Origin of the sequence: Pseudomonas sp. B22129, from assembly GCF_044218875.1 — a bacterium.
GTDB lineage: Bacteria > Pseudomonadota > Gammaproteobacteria > Pseudomonadales > Pseudomonadaceae > Aquipseudomonas.
This window is the reverse complement of record NZ_CP162592.1, coordinates 4,103,543-4,128,173: the sequence shown is the minus strand read 5'-3', so window position 1 is coordinate 4,128,173 and position 24,631 is coordinate 4,103,543. Positions and strand designations below refer to the sequence as shown.

Sequence of the window (24,631 nt, the reverse complement as noted above, 5' to 3'; positions counted from 1 at the left end):
CTGTCCAACCTCAATAATCCACACCACGCGCCCGTTATTTAAAAGCCAGGGACTCGGGCAAACACCGCAAGTCCCCCACCATCAACACATCCTGGCCAGCCAGGACCTGGCTCGGGTCCAGCTTGAAACGACAGAGCAACAGCTCTCCAGAACGCACTTCCAGCACCGGTGAACGGGCGCTCATTTCCATGGAAAAGAAACCATCCACTTCCGTCACGCCACGGCTGGCGTGATTGATCAAGTGATGCCCCTTCAAAGGTTGCCCCTGGGCATCCAGCAAACGCCCCAGGACCGTGAGGGTCTTCATCACGTGCAGTTGCCGGTATTCCACCCCGCCTTTATTGACGTGGTAACGGGTACGGGCTGGCTGGATGGCCGCCGCCGGTACGCTGTTGCCTTCAAAGTCGAAACTGACCTGGCCACTTTTGTAAGCGGTCAGCGGCACAAAGTTGCGCCCGGGCCGCAGGTTGAAACTGCCGCCACTCAAATCGTCGGCGCGTATCAAAACGTCGGCAATATCTGACTCCAGATCGACGATCATCCCGGCCCCAGCCGTTTGGCTCTGGCTGGTCATGACCATTTTTTTCCCGCCGACGGCGATCGTACTGTCCAGGTTCACCCCACCGCTCAGGTGGCCGTTGTAGGACGAGCGCTGGACGAAACCATCCCCCGTCACCGTGGATGTCTGGAAGGTGCTGCTGCCGGAAAGCCCGACGCCATAGGTGTCGTGAATCGCCGTAGCGGAAACGCTTTGCAGCACATGCCCTTGCAGGTTTTTCTGGTACATCAGCGCCACTGAGTTATCACGCCCACCGTCGCGGGCAGTACGGCTGCCGACGCTGCCGGTCAGCGACTGTCCAGGGCCACCCAGCGCAAGGTTGAGGCTCAGGTCGACCCCGCGGCTGCGCCGCTCACCACTGCTGAAGCTGCCGGGCCGGTCAAACACCGACAGCCGCCAGTCGGCTGCCGAACCGAACAAGGTGTCTTGCCGTGACCAGGACAGGTCCAGCGCCGCGCCCTGGCTGTAACCATCGCTGTAGGCCACCCGGCCACTCAACGAGTCCCGCCGGTCCAGCCGATGGCTCAGCGATAACGACGAGGTACTGGTCTGCCCGACAAACACCTGGCGTGGCCGCAGACGCGTGCCGTCGGCCAGGGTTTCATAGCTGTTGCGGGTGTCCAGCCAGGTACGTGAATGGCTGGCGACAAGGCTGCCGGAGCCATAGCTATAAATGCTCTGCAGATCAATCCCGGTGCCATAACCCGCGGTCTGATAAACGTTGGCGTACAGGCTGGCGGAGTCGGTCAGCGTCCAGTCGATAGAACTGCCGTACTGCATGGCGTCCTTGATCTGCCGGGCGGAAAAGCCGACGACCGCGCGCGGGTGGAGCAAATAATTCAGCGCTGCGCCTGCGGCCAACGCCTGGCTCGATTCTGACTGCCAATTGCTCAACAACTGCGTCTCGCGCCCGGCAAACAGGTTGTAGCGCCAGCGATCTTCGGTATTGCGCCAATTGTTGGGCTTGTACACCAACTCCTGGCGGGTCGAGGTCACCCGACCGTCTTCGATCAACCGCACTTGCACGTCATAGATGCCGCTGGGCAACGAACGTGTGTCCAGGGCACGCAAGCCGGACTCGACCAATTGAGTGTTGATCAACTTGCCGTCGCGATAAATCTCAACCGATGCCTGGCGATTCGCCGTGACATAAATCGGGTAAACACTGGGCTGTGGCTGATCGATGGCCAGGCTGTCGGAGCTGCCATACATGATCCCCAAGGCCGTGTCAGGGCTGTTGCCAAACGTACGCGGCTGGCGGCTCAAACCTTCGGAGCTGGGGGTGAAATAGCCCAGGCGAAAGAATTGCCCTTGCAGCTCACGCTGGGTGTAAAGCTCCTGCACTGCATGGTAGAGCGGCTGATCCGGCCGGCCATAGCGGGCCAATTGCAGGCTGAGGTTCTGGGTCCAGTTACCCAGGCTGCTCTTGGCCTCCAGGTTGTAACGGCCATTCATGTCCTGGCCTTGCCCGCCCGTGAGGTTCAGCTGGTTACGCAGGATCAAACCACTGCTGCCACCTTCGGGCTGCTGGTAGTAGGCCGTTGCCGCGCTGTCGGACTCCGCCTGGTTGGTCAAAATCGACACCACGGAGTTTTCCAGGTTGTAATGCACGGCCAGCAACCCTTGCGGGCACTGCTGGGTGCAGTCGCCGAAGGCGACGCCCTGCTTGAGAAAGTGCTCCCAGGTATCGCGTTCGGGCGCGCTGACAGCACTTTCAGAAAGATCGGTAAAATCAACTAGCGTTATGCGGTCATCCCGAGATAACACCACCAATGCTTCGCCCAGAAACTGCGTATTACGTTCGATACGCACCGCCAAGGGCACATCAAATAAATACTCTTCGAACTCGGCCGGGATATTTTTCGCCTGAGACAATAAACTGCGAGATACCGGAGCACGCTCATCCGTATTGGCATAGGCATTTAAAGAAAAAACCACGCCAAGCGAAGTGGCAATCAAGATCACTGGAAACATAGGTTAGTTACTCAGGCGCATAACACTCACACAAATAAAATGGCGGACACGGCCGTCCGCCAAACACATGAGCTACGCGTTATTCAAAACGAATAATGTTATGCAGCCGGTTCGAAAATGACCGAGACGGTACCGGTGTAGCTGCCAGGTGCAAAAGTGGCATTCGCTGTAGGTTCGATGCTCAATGTGTTACGAGCACCGTTGGCGACGGTAGCCGCCGCGGCTACCAGGCCTGAGGCAGTGGTCAACGTGGTAGTCCCGACTTTAACGACCAGCGGGATTCGGTTGGAACCGCCAACCAGTTCCGGCACCAGATCCAGCTTGGCGTTGATTCCCCGTGTGGTGCTGCGCATATCCAGATCGACGCGCAAGGCATCCAACCGGTTAGAGGCGATATTCCAGATCATCGTTTGCACGCGGGAAAGATCCGTACCGGCGACAGGACGAACGTAGAAATCGTTGGCGGGAACATCCGCCCTCAGTTGTACGGTGATGGTTTCTGCCGCCATGGCGAACGAAGAACCGAGTACCAGGGCAGCCACAGGAGCCGCCATCATCAAACGCTTGATCATGTAAAACCTCGACAAAACAAAATGTGCAATCGGGTCCGGCCCCAAGCAAGTGAGTGCCGGTTCGGAGTGCCGCACGCTGGTATTGCGCTTACCCCTGCAATCAGGCTCCTGCCTGGCCAGCGCGGCGACGGAATGCATATTTCCATTTCGAGCGAGTAGCTAGATGTAGCTTTTTCGCGATGGATTTGTGGCGTTTTTCCGGCTGATAGTCAGCAGATTCCTAAAATCAAAGAAGCAAACACGAACAATCATGTAGGGCATTTCCTACATGCCAGATTGACCAAGGCTTATCGCCCTATTCATTGGCGTTTCATCGTGAGGACTACCGAAGGGTTCATGCCATGTTGAAACTGAACGGGCTCTGCCGTGTAGGGCAATTCCGACACTGCGCCAGAATTCGCCTTCACTGGCGCCAGCGAAATACGGCTTACGCTTTCCCCTCCCACTTTTAGTGTGTGCACACCTCAAATCCAGCGCCAAAAGAGACTGCACAATGTCTAGACTTAAATACGTTGCGTTGCTTACAACCTCGCTCTTGATGCCGCCCTCTTCTTTTGCCGCCGAACAGATCACGGTGAAAATCGCCGCTTCAATTCCAACGGCAGACTTTTATGTCAGAGCGGAGCCCGGTACCAATCTGTCTGCCACGCAGCGGCTTAATTGGGATGTCGCCAGGCGTCAACTTGATATATGGAAGACCTCTCTCGATATGAGAAACTCCAGCGGGGGCATTATTGTGCGCCTCGACGCTCCCGCCGCTTTATATTCGGCCAATAACCGCATTGATCTTGCCGTTGTTCTTAACAACTATGAACTTGTTGACTACAGCAACGGAAACAGAGGATGTACCCTTGTTCCCGCGAGCGTTGCCGCAAGAGGCGTCAGGTATGAATTAGCTATCGAGCCCATTAACACTCGTCCACCCGCCGGGAATTATTCAGGCGTCGTCAGCCTGGTTTTCGAGCCAGAGGTGCTTATTCAAGTGCCGCCGGGAGGCAACCCTCTTATCACAGGTATCTTGAATCAACGCTTTCAGAACCCATGCCGATGACTCATGACTGGATTGCACCCGGGCGCGGGTGGTCGCTCCATTCGCTCACCTACAGCTTCGCGGGCCTGACGCATCACGTAACGGTGGTCATTTCGTGATGCGTGCTCAGGACGTTACAAGAAGGCGTGAGTCTGCAGGGGGCCAATCAGCCTGCCTGCTTGGGCATGTACTGATCGCGAACGAATAACACGTCAAACCCTGCCCTTGAAATGTTCCTGTAGGAAGGTCCTATAGGCTCACCGGGTAAAGGGTGCCCTGTTTCCACGTGAATATTCGTCACGCCCATTGCAGAGGCATCGCAGACTCTGCGATTCAACAGCAGGCGCTGAGCACCACGGCCACGATGCTCTTTGAGCGTAGCGCCCACCCCCAACCAGGCTCGACCGTCTTTCACATACATCGCGCCAATCCCGACCGGCAGGATACCGTCGCAGGCAAAGTAGACTCGCCAATCAGCACGCCCGGCAAGTTGTCCGAACCAGGTGTCAAATCCTTCGGGAAAACCAAAGGCACGGCGCACCACATCACCCAGCAGTGACTGTTCATAGGGGCCCACGTCACGCACGGTCAGCTCGCTTCGGGGAACCGCTGCCGCCTCGCCCCCGTGGTGGACGAAGCGGGCAATTCCACCGCCCGTCACTTCCAGCCCAAGCGAACGAAGCCAGTCAGTTGCCTCCGGGGGTTGGCTATTGGGGTCCATACCGATGTTGTGTACCGGATTCGCGTAAGTCGCCAGCCACCTCTGCAATTGCCCCAGTTCGAGCGGCGTCACGGTTTTTTCGATACCCACTTTCAACACACGGTTGAAAAGTGAGGATGGCAGGTGCTTATGAGCAAAGCAGGTCCCGCCAGGCAAACGCTCGGCGCGAAGTTGGTGATCACGGGCGTATTCATCAGGCGCTGCTTGATAAATGTCCCACCAGGCAAGCTCCTCAATATCCTGGGCGTCGCGGTACAGCGATGAAGTTTCGTTGTCGATAGGGGGGTTGACGGTCATGGGCGAGGCCTTATTGTATGATTGGGTTGGCGTTACTTGTTTGTAACACCTGTACTCACCAATAAATTCCCGCATCCGTCATTTTTTAAACACACACGATCAACTAATCACCGTTGTCACAGCCACCGCCCCGAATCATATGTACAATAGCGCGGCCTTTTCATTACTCACCAACATCAATATTTAATTAAAACTTCTGAATATCATCTTTTATGTAAACTTCGCCTAACAAATCAAAAGCATCGCGACCTGCAGGCACTTCACGCACAGGATCAACCTTCAAAAAGGACACTCACCCGATGGCCACTGTCAATCGCCAAGAGAGCGACATGGTGCAACTTTACCGCGACGCCCAACATATTGAAGAGCTTGCCTGGTGGGACATGTATAACGCAGCGCCTGAGGACTACGCCCGACAGCATGGGCTGCGCGCCATTCGCCTGGCAGGCGGAACGTGCTTTGCGCACAGGTTCCTTCCAACCTGGGACTTCAACCGCGTATTAAAGCTGGGCGCCTCCTCCCCGTTGACCAAGCCTGCGTTAAAAGAAATACAGTCCTGGATGGATAAGAACGCGGGCCCTGCCTACAACATGGGGGTAGACCCAAACACTCAACCTGAACAAGTACCTGCGTGGCTTCAAGCCTCAGGCTTGACCCTCAGTGATGAAGGCATAACCCGTTTTATTTATGACGGGCAAAACCCTGCAGTCATCATTCAAAGCCGTTTGAATGTGCGTGAGATCACACCACAGGAGAGCGGCCTGTATGGCACGCTCGTCAGTACGGCATTCGACCTTCCAGAAGGTTTTGACACCTGGTTCGCGCAGTTGGCCGGTCGGCCCGGCTGGCGGATTTTTATTGCTTGTGACGGAGCCGTTCCGGTGGCCACCGGGGCCCTGTATGTAAAAGACGGGCTTGCCTGGCTTGGACTGGGCGCCACGCTCAAACAACACCGCCGACAAGGCGCACAAAGCCTGCTACTGAATCTGAGGGTCAGCGAAGCAAAAAAAATGGGGGTAAAGAGTTTTCATATAGAAACGGAAACCCCAGCGTCGGGCGTTCCCATGGACGCTTCTTCCAGAAATGTTTTGAAGGCGGGCTTCAACGTTCTGTTTGTTCGTGATCACTACAGGGTCGCAGCCATCAATAACTAGAAAATAGCGACGTTAGAATTTCTTTCTAACGTGCGCCGGTTTTCAAGCCCTGGATGGCGGCCCCTTACATTTCCCGTTATTTCAACTCCCGGGCCAACAGCACCTCAACTTTTTTGCGTAACTCATCCAGCGCAGCCAGCTCTTCAGCGCTGTACTCCTTGGCTTCCTCGTGCAAGGCGCAAACGGTGCCATACACCTCGCCATCCGGTCCGTGTACCGCATAGCCTAAATAGTTGCTCAGCCCGAACTCCACCTCATCCTCGTTGCCGGCCCAGTCGGCCTCCAAACGCGAGTCCTTGACGTAGAGTGGCTGGTCGGTATCCACGACCCGCTCACAGTAGAGCGCTTGGCCGTTGTGGGCCAGGCTGCTTTTCTTGCCCTGAGCGCCTATGGGATAGGTCTCTTCATGGCGTCCGCCAGAAGCCTCTACCTGCATATGCTGAGGGAGGGAACGCATGATAAGGACGGAACTGACACCGAGTTGTTTGGCTAACGCGTCTATGTCCTGGCGTAACGAGTCGAATACTGAGCTGGATTTGGCCACAAAAAGGTCCGGACTATGGGTGGAAACATCCAACTATAGGACGCAGGATCGAGGATCCTAAATACCCAATGGGCATTAGGATAGAAGTTTACTTGGCGGAACTATCGGCAAATAAATCCGCCAGCCATGCGGGAAGTTGTGAGTCGCCCCGGGGTGAGTAGACACCTCTTTGTCTTAAACCGAGGCCAATCAGCAGGGGCCATGAGCAAACCGCGTTATCCCGAAGAATTCAAAATCAAGACGGTCAATCAAGTGGCCGAAAAGAGGCTGCCTGCCGCTGCCTGGGCGGCCATGCGACCCAGCGCATGGCTGCTTGTATCCGCCCTTCACACTCGGGCCTCTGGTCATCCCATTCCTGGCGCCCGCTCAAACCCTCCCTCCGTAGCCGAATCCATCACGGCATATCTTGTTACAACCATTCGCCCGCAGGTATCGCCCGCAGAGAACTCCAAACTTTTACTCCAGTCCTAATGCCAGGCGTGCTTTAAACCGTGAGCGCCTGCTGACAACCCATAGAGGTTCACAAAATGAAAATGACACTACCCGCCCTGGTTCTGGGTGCCCTCATCTCGCAAGGTGCGATGGCTGCCGGAGATGGCACAGCCGCTCTTGGGGGCGGCGTTGGTGGAGCACTTGGCAACATCGTGGGTCAACAGCTTGGCGGCTCGACAGGCGCAGCGGTAGGCGCAGGCGTAGGGGGTGCTGCCGGCAGTGCTGTGGGTGCTCAAAGAGGTAACAGAGCGGAAGCTGCCTTAGGCGGCGGTATCGGTTCGGCTGGCGGGTCTGTTATAGGCAATCGCCTCGGCGGCACAACTGGCTCGACGATCGGGGCAGGTCTCGGCGGCGCTGCGGGTGGCGCGCTAGGAAACAACTTGGCGGATGATGAGAGCAATCATCGGTCGGATGGCAAGAAGCACAAAGGCAACAACAAGCATAAACACAAGAACAAGCATCGTTAGTTTCTGGCGCTGTTGAATCGAAGCCCGGCCCAGCGCCGGGCTTCTTGTTTCTGCCCTTAAACATCCCGTTTCGCAGGAGTGTGCCTATGGTTAAGCCTGGCTCCTGGTGAAGCTCACCCTGCCTGGCCCACACAACGACGGCTATACGTGCCCGCCTACAAAATGACACGATAGCCCCTCGCCTTCGTAAGCAGGAATACAGGATGTTCAGTCACGTAACCGTTGGGACAAACGATCTTGATAAGGCCGCGACCTTCTATGACGCGGTGCTGATCCCTCTGGGACTGTGCCGCCGGGCTGTAACACCGGATGGAGGGCCCCTTGCCGCGTGCTGGGTTAACCCCAACAGCCCCCTGCCTCGTTTTTATGTTTACTGCCCTTACGATCGCAAAGAGGCCGTCGCGGGAAATGGCAGCATGGTCGCTTTCTGCGCGCCACATACAGAGGCTGTCGATGCCGCCTATACCGCAGGCCTTCGTGCTGGCGGTGTTGATGCGGGTGAACCAGGACCACGCCCGCACTATGGGGACGGCTATTATGGCGCGTACCTGCGTGACCCTGATGGCAATAAGGTGCATATCGTCCACCGTGGCGATTTGCACTTGTTTACAGGCGTGTAGAGGGAGATTGTTAAACTGACCCGCTGACAATAAGTTGCGGAAATTGCCTGAAATGATGCGGAAACGATCAGGCGATCCATCGAACTCGTTGCCGAACGTCAGAAACGCAAAAGCCCCGCAATCGCGGGGCTTTTGTGTAAATCTTGGCGGGAAACCAGGCCGCCAAAACAGGGCAGTTCTGGGATAACGGATGACAGCTCATCCAATCCCATAGAAGCCCAAATGGCCCAGTCTAGAACGGTTAAAGACCCTATCTGGCATTGGGAAACGGTTTCATGACGGATCAGAACCTCCAATAAAATTTTGTCGCATCAGTAGGTACATCAGTAGGTATCCGTCGTCGATTTTCGCTCGCCAAGGGAGAATTCGAACCTGTCACAACTGCGGTAAGGCATCTGAACCATGATGGCGAGAATTGAGTCGGCGATATCATCATTACCTCATTAGCACCTGAATTGCCTTGATGGATTGATGCCTGAATGGATATCCGTGCTCACGAAAGCTCTAATTCGGCTCAATACTCCTTGAGCGCTTTATCGGCTTCAATATCCTGATCAGCACAGGCCTTGACCATGGCGAACCCGTATTGGCGCATCTGCTTCATGCACCGAGCCACGGTTTTTTTGTATTCGTCTGGAATTTGCTTGATTTCCGCTACCGCGCTCAGATCCTGATCAACACATGCTTTTATCATTGCAGATCCGTAAGACCCCATCTGAACCTTGCATCGATCAATGATCTCTTTTTTCACATCAGTGTTCGCAATCGAAGTGCTGCGTCGCCAGCCACAGAGTCTCCAGTAGCGACCCCATCAGCTAATTCCGCATATCTAAACCCCTTACTTTTAAGATACTGATACATTGCAGAGGGGCCACCTGAATCTAATATCCTTCTAGCTTCAGCCGCATCAGCAGTCGTCATACTAGCCATTTGGTCACCCCTGAATAATCGCAGTCAGAAAACCTTCCACATGCTCAGAAATTGAGCGCCACTGGTGGAGAGCACCTCTAGGAAATACAATGTTGTACCGATACGAATTTCGAGCCATATTGAAATGCCCTTTACATACCGCCACCCCGTACTTCCCTTTTGGACATGTAATGAATAGCTCGACGTTTCCTTCAGTCCCCTTCCAATAATAGTCTTCGACTGAGAAGACGCCTTTTGTATAGTTACGACTAAATGCATTCAATTCTATATTCGAATCGTAATAGTCTTGCCCTCGTCCGACCTTATTACTTGGATCCACGAGCAGACTGAAAGTATGTTGAAGTGCCGCAGCGCCATCCACCATTGGCTCAACAAATACAATTACACCATCAGCTTTATTTACCCCCTTGAAAAAACCACCTCCTCCCGAGCCCATTTCAGGTAGAACAAATGCAACAACCAGTTGTTTCAACCTCGATGAGCATGATATCTCTTGCTGAATAAAACCTTTACCCCAAACGTCTTGCCCCTCTAATTCCAACGGCTTAAGCACATAACTTTCTGACACGACAATCCGGTGATCCCCGAGAGTTGCACATAGATCCTTTGATTTAGCAATCGGAGCAAATAGAGCGATGAGCGAAACGACCAACACTGTACACAAATTTTTCATAATAGCGCCTCCTACCGAACCAATGAATCACAACCACACACTCTTAATTTCATCGAGCCACTAGCTTAGTAAATGCTCTAAATAAACTGTGATTCGCACACGCAAAGCCGACGACAACTTTTCTCAGGTGAAAACTCCACATCAAAAAACATCCCCACCCCACACATAACCACTCTTGGCAACGCCTTCATAAAACGTCGCCGCCCAATGAGAGAGCGAATATAATTTTCACGACATGGATTCGACTTAGCTATCAGCGCTGCATAATAAAAACCAAAACACCAAGGAAGTATAAAATTAAAACCTGTATCATTGGTCGTAAAAAACCTTGATGCCCATCTCTCTATCTGAGGGATATTACCCCCCACAAAATCCAACCTCACTACCACCCAGCTAAACCCCATAATATCTTCAGCGATACCGCTTATTACCAAGGCATAAGTAATTACCAGGAAACCCCAAACAACCCATACTTTAAAAAAACCCTCATCGATAACCTCTTGAACCAGCTCTGAAATTCCTGGAGCTCGCATAACCCCCTCCTTTCACAATTAACTAGCGCTCTCTCATACCTTCATTCAAGTGTTGTTCCAGAGGACTCAATAAATAGTCGATAACTCTACGCTTGTCCGTTTTAACTTCAGCACTAACAGACATCCCAGGAGTCAGGCGAACTGCATTTCCTTTTACACTCACCACATCGCTAAGCAATTTGATTCTCACACTGTAACGCAGCCCTCGTTTTTCATCTTCAATAGCATCATTTGAAACGCTGACTACCGTCCCCTCGACAACGCCGTACTTGGTAAATGTGAATGTATCGACCTTGACCGTTACCACCTGACCCGCGCTGACAAAACCAATGTCTTTGTTCTCCAGCATGGCTTCCACCTCCACCGGCTGGCCTATCGGCACAATGACCATCAACGCTTGCGCGGCAGTCACTACTCCACCCACAGTGTGCACAGCTAATTGTTGAACCGTCCCGTCGACAGGTGCTGTCAAACGCATGAGGCGGTCGCGTTGCTGAGCTTTCTTGACGTCTTGAGTGAGCGCGGCGACTTTCTGCTCGGATTGCTGTTGCAGGTCCAGCATGGCCCGCCTTGTCTGTGCCAAAACGCCTTCTCGCTGCCCTTCTGCCTCCTTTTTAGCGGCCTTGAGCTCTGCAACTCTTGCACGTTGCATTGCCAACTCCCGCTCTACGTCGAGTAACGCTTGCTCCTTTTCCAGATAGGCATGGCGCGGAACATATTGCTGTTCCAGCAGTGTTTTGTAGTCCTCTGCAAGCCTGCGGGTAATAGGCACGGTCTTTTGCATAGCGCTGATGCTGATAGTGGTTGATGCTATTTCAGCCGAACGTTGATCGATTTCTGCATCTGCCTGAAAAAGGGCACTCTTAAGTTCAAGGTACTGACCTTGTAACCAGCGCTCGGCATCAAGCTGTTGTGCGGGATCAGCACCCGGGATCTTGCCCAGGAGTGAACCCGGCTCCTGACGACGTTGAATTGCCTCAAGCATCGCCCCTGCCCGCGCACTGTCGACCTCTGCCGCCATCAAATCACTGGTCAAGCGCTGGACATCAGCGGCAGTCGCACTGGCATCGAGCTCAATCAAAAGGTCCCCTGCCTTGACCAGTTGGCCGTCATACACATGGATCGCGTTGATCACTGCAACCTCGCTCGGCTGAATGACTTTGCTTTTGCCGCTAGCGACTACCTTGCCAGTCGCAGTGGCAACGACGTCAATCTCCCCCAAACAGGCCCACAACAAAGCCAATGCCGAGAACAACATAATGGCGAACAAAATGTAGCGAGGCGCTGGGTGGACGGGCTGCTCTTGAAGCGCCAGAGATGCGGGCAAAAACTGCACTTCATGCGGCAAGCGATGAGGCGAATCCAACTGCCTTCTATACTTCCAAGCACTACTCCATGCCCGGCGGTATCGCCTGAATAACTCACGCGTCGCTGATGGTTCACCCATGCTCAGTCATCCTTGCTGCATGCGATGCAAACGAGAGTAATGACCTGCTTGCAGTTCTAGCAGCTCACTATGGGTGCCCTGCTCAACGATCTGACCGCGGTCCATCACTACGATGCGATTGGCATCACGCACCGCAGATAATCGATGGGCAATAATGATCACCGTCCGGCCCTTGCAGATGGTCTGCATGTTTTGCTGAATCACGCGTTCGGATTCGTAGTCGAGTGCACTGGTCGCCTCATCGAAAATGAGGATGCGTGGATTTCCAATCAACGCACGTGCAATTGCAATTCGCTGACGCTGTCCGCCTGAGAGTGATGCACCATGCTCGCCCACAACGGTGTCGTATCCCTCTGGGAGCTCGAGAATAAAGTCATGAGCACAGCCATTTTTGCTGCCTGTATCACACCTTCTAGGGGTGCCCCAGGGTCTGTCAGCGCTATGTTTTCTCGGATGCTGCGGCAAAACAGCATATTGTCTTGCAAAACAACACCTATTTGACGACGTAATGAGGTCACGTCGGCCAAGGCGAGATCCATACCATCGACTAATACACGCCCCCGTTCAGGTACATAAAGCCGCTGCAAAAGACGCGTCAGTGTGCTTTTCCCTGATCCTGAACGGCCAACAACGCCTAGTACCTCACCCGCTTGAACGCTCAAATTGACACCACGAAGAACTTCTGCCCCTTCTGGTCTGTAACGAAACTGCACTTGATCAAACTCGATTTGACCCCTGAGTGTCGGCAAGACACTCCGGGTAGTTTGAGAGCTCTCTGTACGACTGTTGAGAATGTCACCTAGCCGCTGTACCGAAACACCAGTCTGTTGGAAATTAGTCCAGAGCTGCGCTAGCCGAATAATTGGCTGTGAGACCCTGCCGGCAAGCATATTGAAGGCAATTAATTGCCCTACGGATAGCTGGCCATCAATGACCAAACGAGCCCCTAACCAAAGCGTCGCAACAGTCACCAGTTTCCCAATCAGGGAAACGCTTTCATTCGCGATGTTAGAAAGATTTTGAGTCTTGAATCCTGCCGATACATAGGCCGCTAATTGGTTATCCCATTTGCGGGTGATCTGCGGCTCAACTGACATGGATTTGAGCGTGTCGATACCATTGATTGTTTCGACCAAAAAAGCCTGATTCTCGGCTCCACGGGCAAAACTCTCGTTCAGTCTTGCGCGTAATAGAGGCGTAATCAGCACCGAAACCAAAATGTATAATGGTAGGGAAAGCACCACTACTAACGTCAGCCAACCGCTGTAAAAAAACATCACGGCGATGAAGACGACAGAGAACAAAATATCGAGCACCAAGGTAATCGCATTCCCCGTCAGGAAGCTACGGATGTTCTCCAGTTCTCTCACTCGCGCTACCGAGTCGCCCACACGACGAGCTTGAAAATAAGCCAGCGGCAAGGTAACCAAATGACGAAAAAGTTTTGACCCAAGCTCAACGTCGATACGACTCGCCGTATGAGCAAACACATAGGTTCGCAAACCGCTCAATGCCGTCTCGAACAACATAATGCCAAGTAGACCGATAGCCACCACATCAAGCGTCGTCAGCCCGTGATGCACTAAAACCTTGTCCATTACTACTTGGAAGAATAGTGGTGTGAGCAATGAAAAAATCTGCAACACAAAGGAGACCAGCAATACCTCCCCCAGTAACTTCCGATATTTCACGACGGCAGGTATGAACCAAGTAAAGTCAAACTTGCTCAGCCCTGCAGCTTGTGAAGCATGGGAACGCAACAGAATCATCTCACCTTGCCATTTTTCGGCCAGTTGCTCCTGTTCCCAGACCTCGGGGCGAGATGATTCAGGATTGTGGATGAGGATTTTTTCCTGATCGACACGAGCAATAATGAAAAAGCTTCCATCAGACGCGCAGGCGATTGCCGGGAGTGGTGTGTTTGACAGCCGCTGCTGGGTGGTTTTGATCGATTTTGCTTTAAGCCCTAGGTGACGAGCAGCTAAGAGAATTTCCGCTTTACCAAAGGGTTGCCCTTGGGGCGTGAACTCATGATCCAGTTGCTCTGGGGATACTGCGATGTTGTGAAAACGAGCAAGCATGGCAAGGCAGATAAGACCGGTATCAAACTCTTGGGCAGGCTCCGTATGAGCAACGTCATCCATTTCACCCATCATCGTTTCCATACGAATAGTGCTTATGTCGCCCTTGATACTAGGGCCGCTCAAGCGAGCGTAGCCGAGGAAAATGTGGGCCGACGTTTTTTGATAGATCAAAATGCCATCACTGGCCTATCTATTAAAGATAAGGCTCAGACGTTGTGCTTGGGCCCCTGCTTGAGCCCTTCTATCTTCCCGCTTTGAGTTTCAAGGAGCTGTATACCATCGCTCGGTATGGGCCAATGAGCTTTGAAAGTGTCTAGATAATCCGGGGCGATTCACCAAATGTGATAGCCCTCTCGGTGACGGATACATTTGGGCAGAGCCGTGTTTACGGTTACTTGGCAAATGAACGGTTTGACATTAATGTCGGGCAGCACGTTTTCGTTCGTGCAGCGGAACGGTCTTGCAGCGTGACCTTAACGCGCCTTGCTCAAAAAAAAGCGACCTTCACATTTGTTTGTGCTGAGCAGGCTGTACCAAAACCCTAGCGAGACCTACCGTTAGGATCTTCGCAATACTTCGTACTAGCCGATTCAGGGTATGGGTATTGGCACAGCTGAACGTCAGGTTTTGGCCGATATTGTTAAAAAAATCGCTCCGTTCAACCTGCCCGGAATTGAACGGGGAAAACGCCATATAGGCACACTGTCACGCGAAATATGAGCCTGGAACCCTCAGCAAAACGCAAGGATTTCAATCTCCGACGCGTACTTTTCTGCTCTGGAAACCAAGGCCAGCTTGTTCAACATAATCGACCGATTACGGACGTCGGCTATCTGCGAAACATGCCGAGATTCACCGATAAACTCAATCTGTCGCCACCTTCCAACTGGCAGTTGATCACTATCGCCTTAACCACTGCGCAGGCGGTCTCGCTCCGGAGTTACCGTGTATTTTCTGGACTTTCTGAAGCTGCAAGAACCAACCTTTGATGCGAGCAAGGCCAAGGTCCACTTGGCGCGCCACAACAAGATAGAAGCGCCCATGGACGTGTATCTGCAGGGCCGATTCGATGAGTGGCAACGCTGGCAAATACAACGCAACTTTGAGCGCGAATGGGTCGTGTCGTTGGTCCAAGACAAGGTCGTTAATACCCGCTGGTTGTTCGCCGGCTTGTTCCGCTCCGAAGGTTACGTACAGCATCCCGCGCCCGATCCGCACTTCATGTACAACCTGGTACGCGTGCCGAGCACCGTGGAATTCGAAGGGCGCTTGTTTCTGCGAAGCCGCTACAAGGAACGACAAACCTATGTGTATGGCGAAACCGTTGCGCAGGATCTGACCCTTGAACAACTGCTACCCGAACGCTTGAGTATTGGCCAATTCCCCGGCTTCAAACGCGTCAATCTCTCCAAAGCCGAGCTGGACTTGATCGTGCTGCATAACCTGGAGTCCTGGCGCACGGCGTTGTCAGCTGTAAAAGGCGTCTACCTCATCACCGATACCCAGACCGGCAAGCTTTACGTGGGCAAGGCGGATGGTGAATACGGCATTTGGGGGCGCTGGTGCAGTTATGCCGCGAACGGTCACGGCCATAACAAAGCGCTGGTAAAAGAGTTGGGCATTGCCGTGGAGCGTCAGCAGGACTTTCGGTTTAGCCTGTTGGAGATCGCCGACCTTCACTCCATGCCGCAAGAGATTGATGCACGTGAAAGCCATTGGAAGGCCGTGCTGATGACGCGAACATTTGGCTACAACCTCAACTGAGCGAAGGTCACTGCCTGGCGGTGTGCCACCGTCGGGGCCAGGACGCCGAAAGGTGCCGCACAGCCGACGAGCCGGGCGCCGCTAGGCCGCTCATTGCAGGGCGAAGCGCTTGCTGCATGGCAAAGCCCCTCACCTGTCAATTTCAGCAACCCGCCCTACCCCCGTCGACCCACCACATCCCACGTAATGCCAACACATCAGTAGGTACATCAGTAGGTAGCCCCACAAACCGCAGGCAAAAAAAATCCCGCAAAGCCTATGGCGCGCGGGATTTCTTTATCTGTTTGGCGGGAAACCAGGGATTCGAACCCTGGAGACGCTATTAACGTCCGCCGGTTTTCAAGACCGGTGCATTCAACCACTCTGCCAATTTCCCTTTTGCATCACAGGATTATAGTAGCCCATCCTGTCTCAGCGGGCGCCATAATACCCGAATGAAACACACTGTCAAACACTCGGCATAGCTTGTTACAGAGCGTCTGTTATGATCTTTGCGACTGAACGTTTCAAAACTGAAGGAGTGTCGCCATGCGCGAACAGAATTACGCAGTGAATGGTAACGCGCAGGCTGAGCAGCTTGAAGTCAGCCGCGTGTTGCGCAACACCTATGGCCTGCTCGCCCTTACCCTCGCATTCAGCGGCGTGATGGCGTTCATGGCTCAGCAGATGCACGTGCGCTACCCGAACATCTTTGTCGTGCTGATCGGCTTCTACGGTCTGTTCTTCCTGACCAACAAGCTGCGTGACTCGGCCTGGGGCCTGGTGTCGGCGTTTGCCTTGACCGGTTTCATGGGTTTTATCCTCGGCCCGATCCTTAACCGTTACCTGGGCATGGCTGGCGGCGCAGAAGTGGTCAGCTCGGCATTTGCCATGACCGCCCTGGTATTCGGTGGCTTGTCGGCCTACGTGCTGATCAGCCGCAAGGACATGAGCTTCCTGAGTGGCTTCATCACCGCAGGCTTCTTCGTGTTGCTGGGTGCAGTGGTTGCCAGCATGTTCTTCCAGATCAGTGGCCTGCAGTTGGCGATCAGCGCTGGTTTCGTGCTGTTCTCCTCCGTGTGCATCCTGTTCCAGACCAGCGCCATCATCCACGGCGGTGAGCGTAACTACATCATGGCGACCATCAGCCTGTATGTATCGATCTACAACCTGTTCATCAGCCTGTTGCAGATCTTCGGCATCATGGGTCGTGATGACTGATCGTTAGCGCCATAAAAAATGCCCCGTATCGAAAGATACGGGGCATTTTTATTGGCTGACATTCAGTACCGGTTGGGTTCCATTTCCAGCTCAACCTTGAACCGCTCGGCAATATCCTGCTGGATACGCAACGCCAGGTTGGCAATATCGTGCCCGGTGGCGCCGCCATAATTGACCAGCACCAGTGCCTGCAGCCTGTGCACGCCTGCATCGCCGTCACGAAAGCCCTTCCAGCCCGCCTTGTCGATCAGCCAACCGGCGGCCAGCTTAACCTGGCCGTCGGGTTGCGGGTACGCCACCAGGTCCGGATACAGCGCTTTCAACTCAGCCGCCAACACGTGAGACACCAGCGGGTTCTTGAAAAAACTGCCGGCATTGCCGAGTTCGGCGGGGTCTGGCAGCTTTTCACGGCGGATGCTGCAGATCGCCCGGCTGACGTCACTGGGCGTTGCCTCGGTAATGCCTTGCGCCGCCAAGCGCTGTTGCACCGGGCCGTAGTCGAGTTTCAGGTGACGGGCCCGGCTCAAAGCGAAACGTACACGCAGAATCAACCAGCGCCCGGTTTCGTGCTTGAACAGACTGTCGCGGTAGGCAAACTTGCACGCCTCCAGGCTGAAATCCCGCAGCTCGCCGGTCTGGCGATCCAATGCAGTCAGGCCGCAAAACACGTCCTTGATCTCAACACCGTAAGCACCGATGTTTTGCATCGGCGCAGCGCCGACGGTGCCGGGGATGAGGCTGAGGTTTTCCAGGCCGCAAAAGCCGTTTTCCAGTGTCCACAGTACAAATGGATGCCAGGCCTCGCCCGCTTCGGCCTCGACCACCACGTGCACACCGTCGTCCTTCAGCACCCGAATGCCCTGGGTTGCCATCCGCAGCACCAGTGCCGGGATGTCCTGGGTCAGGAGCAGATTGCTGCCACCGCCAATCACCAGCAGCGGCAGCGCTTGCGCAGCCGCATAAGCCAGGGCTTCACGCACATCGGCGTCGCTGTGCGCCTCGGCAAACAGCTGGGCACGCACGTCGATACCAAAACTGTTGAACGGTTTGAGCGATACCTGCGAGAGCACGTGCAAGGTCATAACCGCCCCTTCAATTCGATCACCAATAAATCACAGGCTTGTTCGATGAGGTCCAGGACCCGTTCAAAGCCTTGATCGCCTTCGTAATAAGGGTCTGGCACCTCGTCTACCTCAGCCTCAAAACGACGCAGGAACAAGTCGAGCTCCGCCTTGCCCTGCCCCGGTTGCAAGCTCTTGAGGTTTCGCAGGTTGCTGTGGTCCATGGCCAGGATCAGGTCATAGCGCGCAAAATCGGCGCGGGAAACCTGCCGGGCACGCTGGGCAGACAAGTCATAACCGCGCGAGAGTGCAGCCCGCTGGCTACGCCGGTCTGGCGGATTGCCGACATGCCATTCGCCCGTCCCGGCAGACGCCACCTCCACCTGGCCCGCCAGCCCCGCCTCGCGCAGCTTATGGCGCAATACGCCCTCGGCGGTGGGCGAGCGGCAGATATTGCCCAGGCAGACGAACAGAACCTCCATCAAGCCCCCAGCAGGCGACGAACGCGCTCAAGGTCTTCCGGGGTATCGACGCCGGCAGGCGGTGCCTCCAGCGCATCACCCACATGGATACGCACGCCATGCCACAGGGCACGCAGTTGCTCCAGGGACTCAGTGTTTTCCAGCCAGCACGGGCCCCAACTGACGAAGTCATGCAGGAAGCCCGCGCGGTAGGCGTAAATACCGATATGACGGCGGTACGGCACGCCTTCGGGCAATACATCGCGACTTTTGGCGAAAGCGTCACGCGCCCAAGGCAAGGTCGAGCGGCTGAACGTCAGCGCCAGACCGTTGATGTCGCTGACCACTTTCACCACGTTCGGGTTGAACAGCGTGTCGATGTCTTCGATAGGCTCGGCCAGGGTCGCCATGCGCGCTTCGCCATGGGCGGCCAGGTTGGCGGCCACCTGGTCGATCACGCTCGGCGGGATCAACGGTTCGTCGCCCTGTACGTTGACCACAATGGCATCGGGCGCCAGGCCCAGGTGCGTGGCAACTTCTGCCAGGCGGTCGGTGCCCGAATTGTGATCTTCGCGGGTCAGCACCGCTTCGGCGCCAAACCCTTTGCAGGCTTCGATGATGCGTGGATCATCCGTGGCCACCACTACCCGTTCGGCGCTGCTTTTGCAGGCCTGTTCCCACACCAGCTGGATCATCGGCTTATTGCCGATCAATTGCAGCGGTTTGCCCGGCAGGCGGGTCGATGCAAAACGCGAAGGAATGACAACGGTAAAGGCGGTGGTCATTTATCCAGGCGCTCGTCAGTAGTCAGGGTGCGGGCTTCGCTTTCGAGCATTACCGGAATGCCATCACGGATCGGGTATGCCAGGCCGGCGCCCTTGCTGATCAGCTCGGTTTTATCGGCGCTGAGCTTGAGCGGGCCTTTGCAGATCGGGCAAGCGAGGATGTCGAGCAGTTTGGTGTCCATGAGTGTTTCCTGGAAAAAAGCGTTTCAAGGCAAAAGACGGGCGGGCAACAGGCGCATCAGCTGTGTGTCGAACCAGGCGACAAACGCAGGCGATGGCACCGCATCCACCGCAAGGTACCACCAGTCGGGCCGGGCAAAGGCGCGGCACTTCACCGCGTCCTTCTCGGTCATGACCAATGGCAGTGGCGGCGCAAAATTCAAGACCTCGGCACTGTAGGGCGCGTGGTCGGCAAAAACATGGGGTACAGGCTGCCAGTGTAGCGTTTCAAGGGTATTGAAGAAACGTTGCGGGTTGCCGATGCCGGCGACCGCGTGCACCGGCTGGCCAGCCGGAAAATGATCAACCGGCTGGCGCTCGCCGGTGCTCAGGTTGATCAACGCCGTGGGCATCAAACGAAAGGCGAAGCCACCCTCGCGATCAGACACGGCGCCGTTATAAAGCACGGCATCGACACTCTGCAGGCGCTCAACCGGCTCGCGCAGCGGCCCGGCGGGCAGGCACCGCTGGTTGCCCAGCCCGCGCGCAGCGTCGATCAGTACCAGTTCAAGGTCACGGGCCAGGCGGTAATGCTGCAAGCCGTCGTCGGAAAGAATCAGGTCCAGGGGCTCACTGGTCAGTAACGCTTTCACGGCGCGGCTGCGATCAGGATCGATCATCAAGGGCACGCCGCAGCGCTGCACGATCAGCAAGGGCTCATCACCTGCCTGCTCGGCGCTGTGGCTGGCCTCGACCCGCCAGGGCAATTGTGGCGGTTTTGCACCGTATCCGCGACTGACCACGCCGACACGCAAGCCACTGCGGCGGCAGTGCTCGATCAGCCACAGAATCAATGGCGTCTTGCCGGTGCCACCCACCGTGATATTGCCGACCACCACCACCGGCACCGGCGATTGATAGATCTCGCCCTCGCCCGCCAGGAAACGCCCGCGCTTACGCTGCACCACCCGGCGATACAAGGACTCCAACGGCCGCAACAGCGCTAGCGCAGGATGGCCTTCGTACCAGGCCTTGAGCAAACGATCGGACAGGGCCATCAGGGTTGGCCCGCCGCCTCGACGGTGGTCATGCGCAGATGGGTGAAGCCCAGTTTTCCGGCGGCATCCATTGCGGTGATCACGGCTTGATGTTGGGTCTTGCCGTCAGCACTGATCGACAGCGGCAAGTTGACGTCGCCGCCGGATTCTTTCTGCAAGGCATCCATCAAGCCTGTGAGGTCGTTTTTCTCCAGCAACTGGTTATTCACCGAAAACACGCCATCGGCGCTGATGGCGATATCCAATTGTTTGGTTTCCTGATCTTCGGCTGGCGAGCCGCTGACCGCCTCCGGCAAGTCGACACGCAGTTGGGTTTGGCGGGTGAACGTGGTGGTCACGACAAAAAACAGCAGCAGGATAAACACCACGTCAATCAGGGACGCGAGGTTGATATCAACGTTTTCCCGTCTCTTGCGGCGAAATTTCACGCGCGGCCCTCGACGAAATCCACGTCACGGTCGCCCTGCACCACTTCCACCAATTTGATGGCTTCCTGCTCCATGCCGACCACCAGTTCATCAATGCGACGTTGCAGGAAACGGTGGAAAAACACCGAGGGAATACCGACCATCAAGCCCGCCGCCGTGGTGATCAGCGCCTTGGAGATACCACCCGCCAGCACAGCGGCGTTGGTGGTCATGCCCGAGCCCATGAACGAGCTGAAAATGTCGATCATACCCAGCACAGTGCCCAGCAAACCGAGCAAGGGTGCCATGGCGGCGATGGTGCCCAGCGCATTGATGTAGCGCTCCATTTCATGGATGACCCGGGCGGCAGCCTCTTCAATGCACTCTTTCATGATCTCGCGGCCATGCTTGGAGTTGGCCAGGCCCGCGGCAAGGATTTCACCCAGGGGCGAGTTGGCGCGCAGCTCCTTGAGCTTTTGCTTGTCCAACTGCTTGTTCTTGATCCAGCTCCAGACCTGCCCCAGCAGATAGTCAGGCGTGATGCGGCTGGCGCGCAGGGTCCAAAGGCGTTCGGCGACGATGCCGAGTGCGGCGATGGAGCTCAAGATGATCGGCAACATCATCCAGCCGCCGGATTTGACCAATTCCCACACAGTGAATGTCCCCTCGAAAAAGTGCGCCACTTTACCATATAGGTTCAGTCGCGGGGTTCGCCCGCCGCAGGCCCGTTTGTCACGGGCCCTGCCCCCTGGCGACGCTGGACAAAGGCAGCGCCTCGCGCCAGAAACGCCGTTGACTGCGCGCAACCTCCGGGGGTCGGAAGGTGCCCAATTGCAAGCGCACCGCGCCGTGTTCGGCACTGTCGTACACCCGGCTGCCCATTGCCTGATAACGCGCCATCACTTGCGGGTGCGGATGACCGAATGCATTGCCACGCCCACGGGAAATCAACACCGCCCCAGGCGCAAGCCGTTGTACAAAGGCTTCGGATGAAGAGCTGCGGCTACCGTGATGTGGCGCTTGCAGCCAATCGGTGCGGGTTGCCAGCGGCGACCCGATGAAAGCCTGTTCGGCGGCGCGATCAATGTCGCCCGTCAGCAGCAGGCGTTCGCCATTGGCTTGAACCTGCAGTACGCAGGACTTGGGATTGCTGCTGGTAGCGCCGGGCCATTGCCACAGCTCAAAGAGCACACCATCCCACGCCCACCGCTCGCCGCTGATGCACGCTTGAGTGCCGAGGAACGCAGGCAAGCCTTCGGTTTCCCCGCCGATGACCCGCCCGACCGGCAACCCGCGAGCAACTGCCACTGCGCCACCGGCATGGTCGGCGTGGGCATGGCTGAGCACCATCATGTCCAGTGCGCCAACCCCGAGTTTTTTCAACGCTGGCAATACCACCCGCGCGCCTTGGTCAACCGTACCCGAGCGAGGCCCCGCGTCGTACAGCAATGTATGCTGGCGTGTACGCAAAATCACTGCCTGGCCCTGGCCAACATCCAGTTGCACCACCGCCACCTGCCCATGGGGAACCTGCTCCTTGGGAGGGAAGATGGCGAGCAACAGCATCGGCCAACCCAACAACCGAAACGGTACGCCCTTTGGCAGCAGCAATAACACCGCACCCGCCACGCTGACCAGCCAATAACCCAATGGTACTTCGGCCGCAACCCAGGCCGGCAATTGCCCGGCCAAAAGCGCCAGCCCGCTGAACAGCCAGCCAAGCGCCCCACCGGCCAGCCACAACAGGCCCTCGCCTACCCAAGGCACTGCCAGCAACACAGTCCCCAGCAAAGCCAATGGCAGCACCACCAGGCTGATCCACGGCACGGCAAACAGATTGGCCACCGGCGCACTGAGACTGATCGGCAACCCCAGCACCAGTAAAACCGGAAACAGGCCAATCGCGATCAGCCACTGTGGCCGGGTCCAGACCTGCCAGACACTCCAGGGCCCCAAGCGCCCGCCGAAGGCCAGCACCAGCACCGCCACTGCCGCGAACGACAGCCAGAACCCCGGCTGCAAACTGGCCAAGGGTTCCAGTACCAACACGGCGTTGAGCGCCAGCAACAGCGGCAGCCATACACCCAGGTGCCGAAAGCGCAAACGCCAGAGCAACACCAGCCCGACCATCACGAGTGCCCGCTGCACCGGTACGCCAAACCCGGCCAGCAACCCGTAGCCCAGCGCCGCAGCAAATGCGAGGCCACACGCCCAAGGCAGCCAGGGCAAGACGCGGGGCCAGCAGCCGTAGCGCGCCAAGCCTGCGACCAGAGCGTAAATCAGCCCCGCCAGCAACCCGATGTGCTGGCCGGAAATAACCAGCAGGTGCACGGTGCCGGTGTCCTGCAAGACTTGCCAGTCATCAGCGGCCAGGCCCGAGCCATCGCCCAGCACCAGTGCCGCCACCGCTGCTTCACGGCCTTGCGCATTCACCGCCATCAGGCGCTGACGAACCGGATCGCGCCAGGCATGCCCGGCGGGCGCCAGGCGCTCGCCATCTTTAACCGAGGCCGTGGCACCGATGCGTTGCGAGAGCAGCCAGGCTTCATAGTCAAACCCATGAAAGTTAAGTAAGCCGGATGGCCGTTTGAGGGTCAGCGCCACACGCCAGCGCTCACCACTTTGAACCCGCGGGCCGCCATGCCAGGACACCCGGATGCGCGCCGGCAATCGAGCGTGGCGTGACCGGCCGTCGGCCAATTCAAAGCGCGTGCCGGTCTCCGTGTGCTGCGGCAACCCGACCACACGCCCTTCCACCCAGCGAGTGTGCCCGTCCAGCACGGGGCTGAGTCGATCATCCAGCGCCGATTGCGCACTCACACAGGCCCAACTCAAGCCCAGCAGGAAAAACGCCAGCGGGTAGGTACGCCAAGGCAACAGCATCAATGCCATGACCGGCATCGCCAGCAACCAGCCGGTTGGCGGCAGTGCGGGTAAAAATCGCAGTGAAAGCAAGCCAAGTCCGAACGCGAACATCCCTGTTCTCATGAATCATCCTTTTGCGGTGATCCACTCAGTCTTAGCCGAACGTCAAACGCGGCCTATGATGTTTTGTCACAAAGTCTGAATTTTCTGTTTATAGAATGCGGGCATACTTGCCCCTCGAACTGACCTGGACCCCTTATGCCCCGGCGCTTATTCAAACGGTATATGCCCGATCCCAGCAGTATCAGGGAACACAAGTCATTACAGTTTCTCGGCACGTTGCTGCATGACCCCAACCTCTGGCACCTGAACCGGCATTCCGTCGCGCGCGCCATGGCGGTGGGTTTGTTCGCGGCTTTTATACCGATCCCACTCCAGATGCTATTGGCGGCGGTGCTGGCAATTGCGGTGCGCGGCAATATGCCCATCGCCGTGAGCCTGGTCTGGCTGACCAACCCGATCACCATGCCGGTGGTGTTCATCTGCACCTACATGACCGGTGCATGGCTGATGAACGTGCCGCCCCGCAGCCTGCCCGATAACCTGACCTGGGAATGGATCAGCGGCCAGTTGAGCACACTGTGGCAGCCGTTCCTGCTGGGCTCTGTGGTATTGGGGCTGGTTCTGGGCGCACTCGCCTATTGCTTGACCATGGGTTACTGGCGCTGGTGGGTCGCGCACCAATGGAAAAAGCGCAAGCAGCGCCGCGCCTGA

General features: G+C 56.2%; 23 protein-coding genes, 1 tRNA gene and 1 pseudogene. 7 read left to right on the top strand and 18 right to left on the bottom strand.

From position 1 onward, the window contains the following. Nucleotides 1-34: 34 nt before the first annotated feature. Entirely contained in the window at nt 35-2,533 is a 2,499-nt protein-coding gene (locus tag AB4P94_RS19070; RefSeq protein ID WP_395606892.1) for a TcfC E-set like domain-containing protein, read from the bottom strand. A gap of 98 nt (nt 2,534-2,631) precedes the next feature. Beyond that, the gene (locus AB4P94_RS19065) at nt 2,632-3,105 is read right to left on the bottom strand and encodes a CS1 type fimbrial major subunit (protein ID WP_395606891.1); all 474 of its coding nucleotides are present in this window, start codon (nt 3,103-3,105) and stop codon (nt 2,632-2,634) included. A 493-nt stretch (nt 3,106-3,598) separates the two neighbouring features. On the opposite strand from AB4P94_RS19065, the gene AB4P94_RS19060 reads away from it, so the two are divergent. Further along, a complete protein-coding gene (locus AB4P94_RS19060) occupies nt 3,599-4,156 on the top strand; it encodes a CS1 type fimbrial major subunit (protein WP_395606890.1) in 558 nt (185 codons plus the stop codon). A gap of 145 nt (nt 4,157-4,301) precedes the next feature. On the opposite strand, the gene AB4P94_RS19055 is transcribed toward AB4P94_RS19060, so the two are convergent. Then, entirely contained in the window at nt 4,302-5,153 is an 852-nt protein-coding gene (locus tag AB4P94_RS19055) for a hypothetical protein (RefSeq protein WP_395606889.1), read from the bottom strand. Nucleotides 5,154-5,452: 299 nt separating this feature from the next. Here AB4P94_RS19055 and AB4P94_RS19050 point away from each other — a divergent pair, with 299 nt between their 5' ends. After that, nucleotides 5,453-6,307 carry a hypothetical protein gene (locus AB4P94_RS19050; RefSeq protein WP_395606888.1) on the top strand — a complete coding sequence of 285 codons (855 nt, stop codon included), beginning with the start codon at nt 5,453-5,455 and terminating at the stop codon, nt 6,305-6,307. Nucleotides 6,308-6,383: 76 nt separating this feature from the next. Here the strand turns inward: AB4P94_RS19050 and AB4P94_RS19045 are convergent, their stop codons facing one another. Continuing rightward, the gene (locus AB4P94_RS19045) at nt 6,384-6,851 is read right to left on the bottom strand and encodes a GAF domain-containing protein (protein ID WP_395606887.1); all 468 of its coding nucleotides are present in this window, start codon (nt 6,849-6,851) and stop codon (nt 6,384-6,386) included. A gap of 527 nt (nt 6,852-7,378) precedes the next feature. On the opposite strand from AB4P94_RS19045, the gene AB4P94_RS19040 reads away from it, so the two are divergent. Continuing rightward, the gene (locus AB4P94_RS19040; protein ID WP_395606886.1) at nt 7,379-7,810 is read left to right on the top strand and encodes a hypothetical protein; all 432 of its coding nucleotides are present in this window, start codon (nt 7,379-7,381) and stop codon (nt 7,808-7,810) included. A 203-nt stretch (nt 7,811-8,013) separates the two neighbouring features. Continuing rightward, the gene (locus tag AB4P94_RS19035; protein WP_395606885.1) at nt 8,014-8,430 is read left to right on the top strand and encodes a VOC family protein; all 417 of its coding nucleotides are present in this window, start codon (nt 8,014-8,016) and stop codon (nt 8,428-8,430) included. A gap of 514 nt (nt 8,431-8,944) precedes the next feature. Here the strand turns inward: AB4P94_RS19035 and AB4P94_RS19030 are convergent. The 5 genes and pseudogenes from AB4P94_RS19030 to AB4P94_RS19010 form a co-directional block, all read right to left on the bottom strand. After that, on the bottom strand, nt 8,945-9,181 hold the full coding sequence (locus tag AB4P94_RS19030; RefSeq protein ID WP_395606884.1) for a hypothetical protein: 237 nt from the start codon (nt 9,179-9,181) through the stop codon (nt 8,945-8,947). A 183-nt stretch (nt 9,182-9,364) separates the two neighbouring features. Next, a complete protein-coding gene (locus tag AB4P94_RS19025; RefSeq protein ID WP_395606883.1) occupies nt 9,365-10,033 on the bottom strand; it encodes a hypothetical protein in 669 nt (222 codons plus the stop codon). Between the two features lie 77 nt (nt 10,034-10,110). Continuing rightward, nucleotides 10,111-10,566, bottom strand: a complete 456-nt coding sequence (locus AB4P94_RS19020; protein ID WP_395606882.1) for a hypothetical protein — start codon at nt 10,564-10,566, stop codon at nt 10,111-10,113. 22 nt (nt 10,567-10,588) lie between these two features. Beyond that, nucleotides 10,589-12,013 (bottom strand): HlyD family type I secretion periplasmic adaptor subunit, encoded by a 1,425-nt coding sequence (locus tag AB4P94_RS19015; RefSeq protein WP_395606881.1) that lies wholly within the window; start codon nt 12,011-12,013, stop codon nt 10,589-10,591. 6 nt (nt 12,014-12,019) lie between these two features. Continuing rightward, nucleotides 12,020-14,157 (bottom strand): annotated as a pseudogene (locus AB4P94_RS19010) (type I secretion system permease/ATPase). Between the two features lie 885 nt (nt 14,158-15,042). Between AB4P94_RS19010 and AB4P94_RS19005 the strand changes: the two are divergent. Continuing rightward, nucleotides 15,043-15,861: a GIY-YIG nuclease family protein gene (locus AB4P94_RS19005; protein ID WP_395606880.1), complete on the top strand. Its 819-nt coding sequence runs from the start codon at nt 15,043-15,045 to the stop codon at nt 15,859-15,861. Nucleotides 15,862-16,146: 285 nt separating this feature from the next. Here the strand turns inward: AB4P94_RS19005 and AB4P94_RS19000 are convergent. Beyond that, nucleotides 16,147-16,237: transfer RNA gene (locus AB4P94_RS19000), tRNA-Ser, on the bottom strand. A 152-nt stretch (nt 16,238-16,389) separates the two neighbouring features. Here AB4P94_RS19000 and AB4P94_RS18995 point away from each other — a divergent pair. Further along, on the top strand, nt 16,390-17,061 hold the full coding sequence (locus tag AB4P94_RS18995) for a Bax inhibitor-1/YccA family protein (protein WP_395606879.1): 672 nt from the start codon (nt 16,390-16,392) through the stop codon (nt 17,059-17,061). Nucleotides 17,062-17,123: 62 nt separating this feature from the next. Here the strand turns inward: AB4P94_RS18995 and murB are convergent, their stop codons facing one another. The 8 genes from murB to AB4P94_RS18955 form a co-directional block, all read right to left on the bottom strand. Then, a complete protein-coding gene (murB, locus tag AB4P94_RS18990; RefSeq protein ID WP_395606878.1) occupies nt 17,124-18,143 on the bottom strand; it encodes a UDP-N-acetylmuramate dehydrogenase in 1,020 nt (339 codons plus the stop codon). Continuing rightward, the gene (locus tag AB4P94_RS18985; protein WP_395606877.1) at nt 18,140-18,604 is read right to left on the bottom strand and encodes a low molecular weight protein-tyrosine-phosphatase; all 465 of its coding nucleotides are present in this window, start codon (nt 18,602-18,604) and stop codon (nt 18,140-18,142) included. The genes murB and AB4P94_RS18985 overlap by 4 nt, the downstream gene beginning before the upstream one ends. Beyond that, nucleotides 18,604-19,368 (bottom strand): 3-deoxy-manno-octulosonate cytidylyltransferase, encoded by a 765-nt coding sequence (gene kdsB / locus AB4P94_RS18980; protein ID WP_395606876.1) that lies wholly within the window; start codon nt 19,366-19,368, stop codon nt 18,604-18,606. Before kdsB ends, AB4P94_RS18985 begins: the two co-directional genes overlap by 1 nt. Continuing rightward, a complete protein-coding gene (locus tag AB4P94_RS18975) occupies nt 19,365-19,550 on the bottom strand; it encodes a Trm112 family protein (protein ID WP_003174668.1) in 186 nt (61 codons plus the stop codon). Before AB4P94_RS18975 ends, kdsB begins: the two co-directional genes overlap by 4 nt. A gap of 24 nt (nt 19,551-19,574) precedes the next feature. After that, on the bottom strand, nt 19,575-20,585 hold the full coding sequence (gene lpxK, locus AB4P94_RS18970) for a tetraacyldisaccharide 4'-kinase (protein ID WP_395606875.1): 1,011 nt from the start codon (nt 20,583-20,585) through the stop codon (nt 19,575-19,577). After that, on the bottom strand, nt 20,585-21,013 hold the full coding sequence (locus AB4P94_RS18965; RefSeq protein WP_395606874.1) for an ExbD/TolR family protein: 429 nt from the start codon (nt 21,011-21,013) through the stop codon (nt 20,585-20,587). Before AB4P94_RS18965 ends, lpxK begins: the two co-directional genes overlap by 1 nt. Then, on the bottom strand, nt 21,010-21,645 hold the full coding sequence (locus AB4P94_RS18960) for a MotA/TolQ/ExbB proton channel family protein (RefSeq protein ID WP_395606873.1): 636 nt from the start codon (nt 21,643-21,645) through the stop codon (nt 21,010-21,012). Before AB4P94_RS18960 ends, AB4P94_RS18965 begins: the two co-directional genes overlap by 4 nt. Nucleotides 21,646-21,724: 79 nt before the next feature. Continuing rightward, entirely contained in the window at nt 21,725-23,980 is a 2,256-nt protein-coding gene (locus AB4P94_RS18955) for a DNA internalization-related competence protein ComEC/Rec2 (protein WP_395606872.1), read from the bottom strand. Between the two features lie 135 nt (nt 23,981-24,115). Here AB4P94_RS18955 and AB4P94_RS18950 point away from each other — a divergent pair, with 135 nt between their 5' ends. Continuing rightward, the gene (locus AB4P94_RS18950; RefSeq protein ID WP_395606871.1) at nt 24,116-24,631 is read left to right on the top strand and encodes a DUF2062 domain-containing protein; all 516 of its coding nucleotides are present in this window, start codon (nt 24,116-24,118) and stop codon (nt 24,629-24,631) included.

Bases quoted from the DNA above. Each gene is read 5' to 3' on its own strand.
- AB4P94_RS19070 (WP_395606892.1), bottom strand. From the start codon at position 2,533: ATGTTTCCAGTGATCTTGATTGCCACTTCGCTTGGCGTGGTTTTTTCT.
- AB4P94_RS19065 (WP_395606891.1), bottom strand. From the start codon at position 3,105: ATGATCAAGCGTTTGATGATGGCGGCTCCTGTGGCTGCCCTGGTACTC.
- AB4P94_RS19060 (WP_395606890.1), top strand. From the start codon at position 3,599: ATGTCTAGACTTAAATACGTTGCGTTGCTTACAACCTCGCTCTTGATG.
- AB4P94_RS19055 (WP_395606889.1), bottom strand. From the start codon at position 5,153: ATGACCGTCAACCCCCCTATCGACAACGAAACTTCATCGCTGTACCGC.
- AB4P94_RS19050 (WP_395606888.1), top strand. From the start codon at position 5,453: ATGGCCACTGTCAATCGCCAAGAGAGCGACATGGTGCAACTTTACCGC.
- AB4P94_RS19040 (WP_395606886.1), top strand. From the start codon at position 7,379: ATGAAAATGACACTACCCGCCCTGGTTCTGGGTGCCCTCATCTCGCAA.
- AB4P94_RS19035 (WP_395606885.1), top strand. From the start codon at position 8,014: ATGTTCAGTCACGTAACCGTTGGGACAAACGATCTTGATAAGGCCGCG.
- AB4P94_RS19025 (WP_395606883.1), bottom strand. From the start codon at position 10,033: ATGAAAAATTTGTGTACAGTGTTGGTCGTTTCGCTCATCGCTCTATTT.
- AB4P94_RS19020 (WP_395606882.1), bottom strand. From the start codon at position 10,566: ATGCGAGCTCCAGGAATTTCAGAGCTGGTTCAAGAGGTTATCGATGAG.
- AB4P94_RS19015 (WP_395606881.1), bottom strand. From the start codon at position 12,013: ATGGGTGAACCATCAGCGACGCGTGAGTTATTCAGGCGATACCGCCGG.
- AB4P94_RS18995 (WP_395606879.1), top strand. From the start codon at position 16,390: ATGCGCGAACAGAATTACGCAGTGAATGGTAACGCGCAGGCTGAGCAG.
- murB (WP_395606878.1), bottom strand. From the start codon at position 18,143: ATGACCTTGCACGTGCTCTCGCAGGTATCGCTCAAACCGTTCAACAGT.
- AB4P94_RS18985 (WP_395606877.1), bottom strand. From the start codon at position 18,604: ATGGAGGTTCTGTTCGTCTGCCTGGGCAATATCTGCCGCTCGCCCACC.
- kdsB (WP_395606876.1), bottom strand. From the start codon at position 19,368: ATGACCACCGCCTTTACCGTTGTCATTCCTTCGCGTTTTGCATCGACC.
- AB4P94_RS18975 (WP_003174668.1), bottom strand. From the start codon at position 19,550: ATGGACACCAAACTGCTCGACATCCTCGCTTGCCCGATCTGCAAAGGC.
- lpxK (WP_395606875.1), bottom strand. From the start codon at position 20,585: ATGGCCCTGTCCGATCGTTTGCTCAAGGCCTGGTACGAAGGCCATCCT.
- AB4P94_RS18955 (WP_395606872.1), bottom strand. From the start codon at position 23,980: ATGAGAACAGGGATGTTCGCGTTCGGACTTGGCTTGCTTTCACTGCGA.
- AB4P94_RS18950 (WP_395606871.1), top strand. From the start codon at position 24,116: ATGCCCCGGCGCTTATTCAAACGGTATATGCCCGATCCCAGCAGTATC.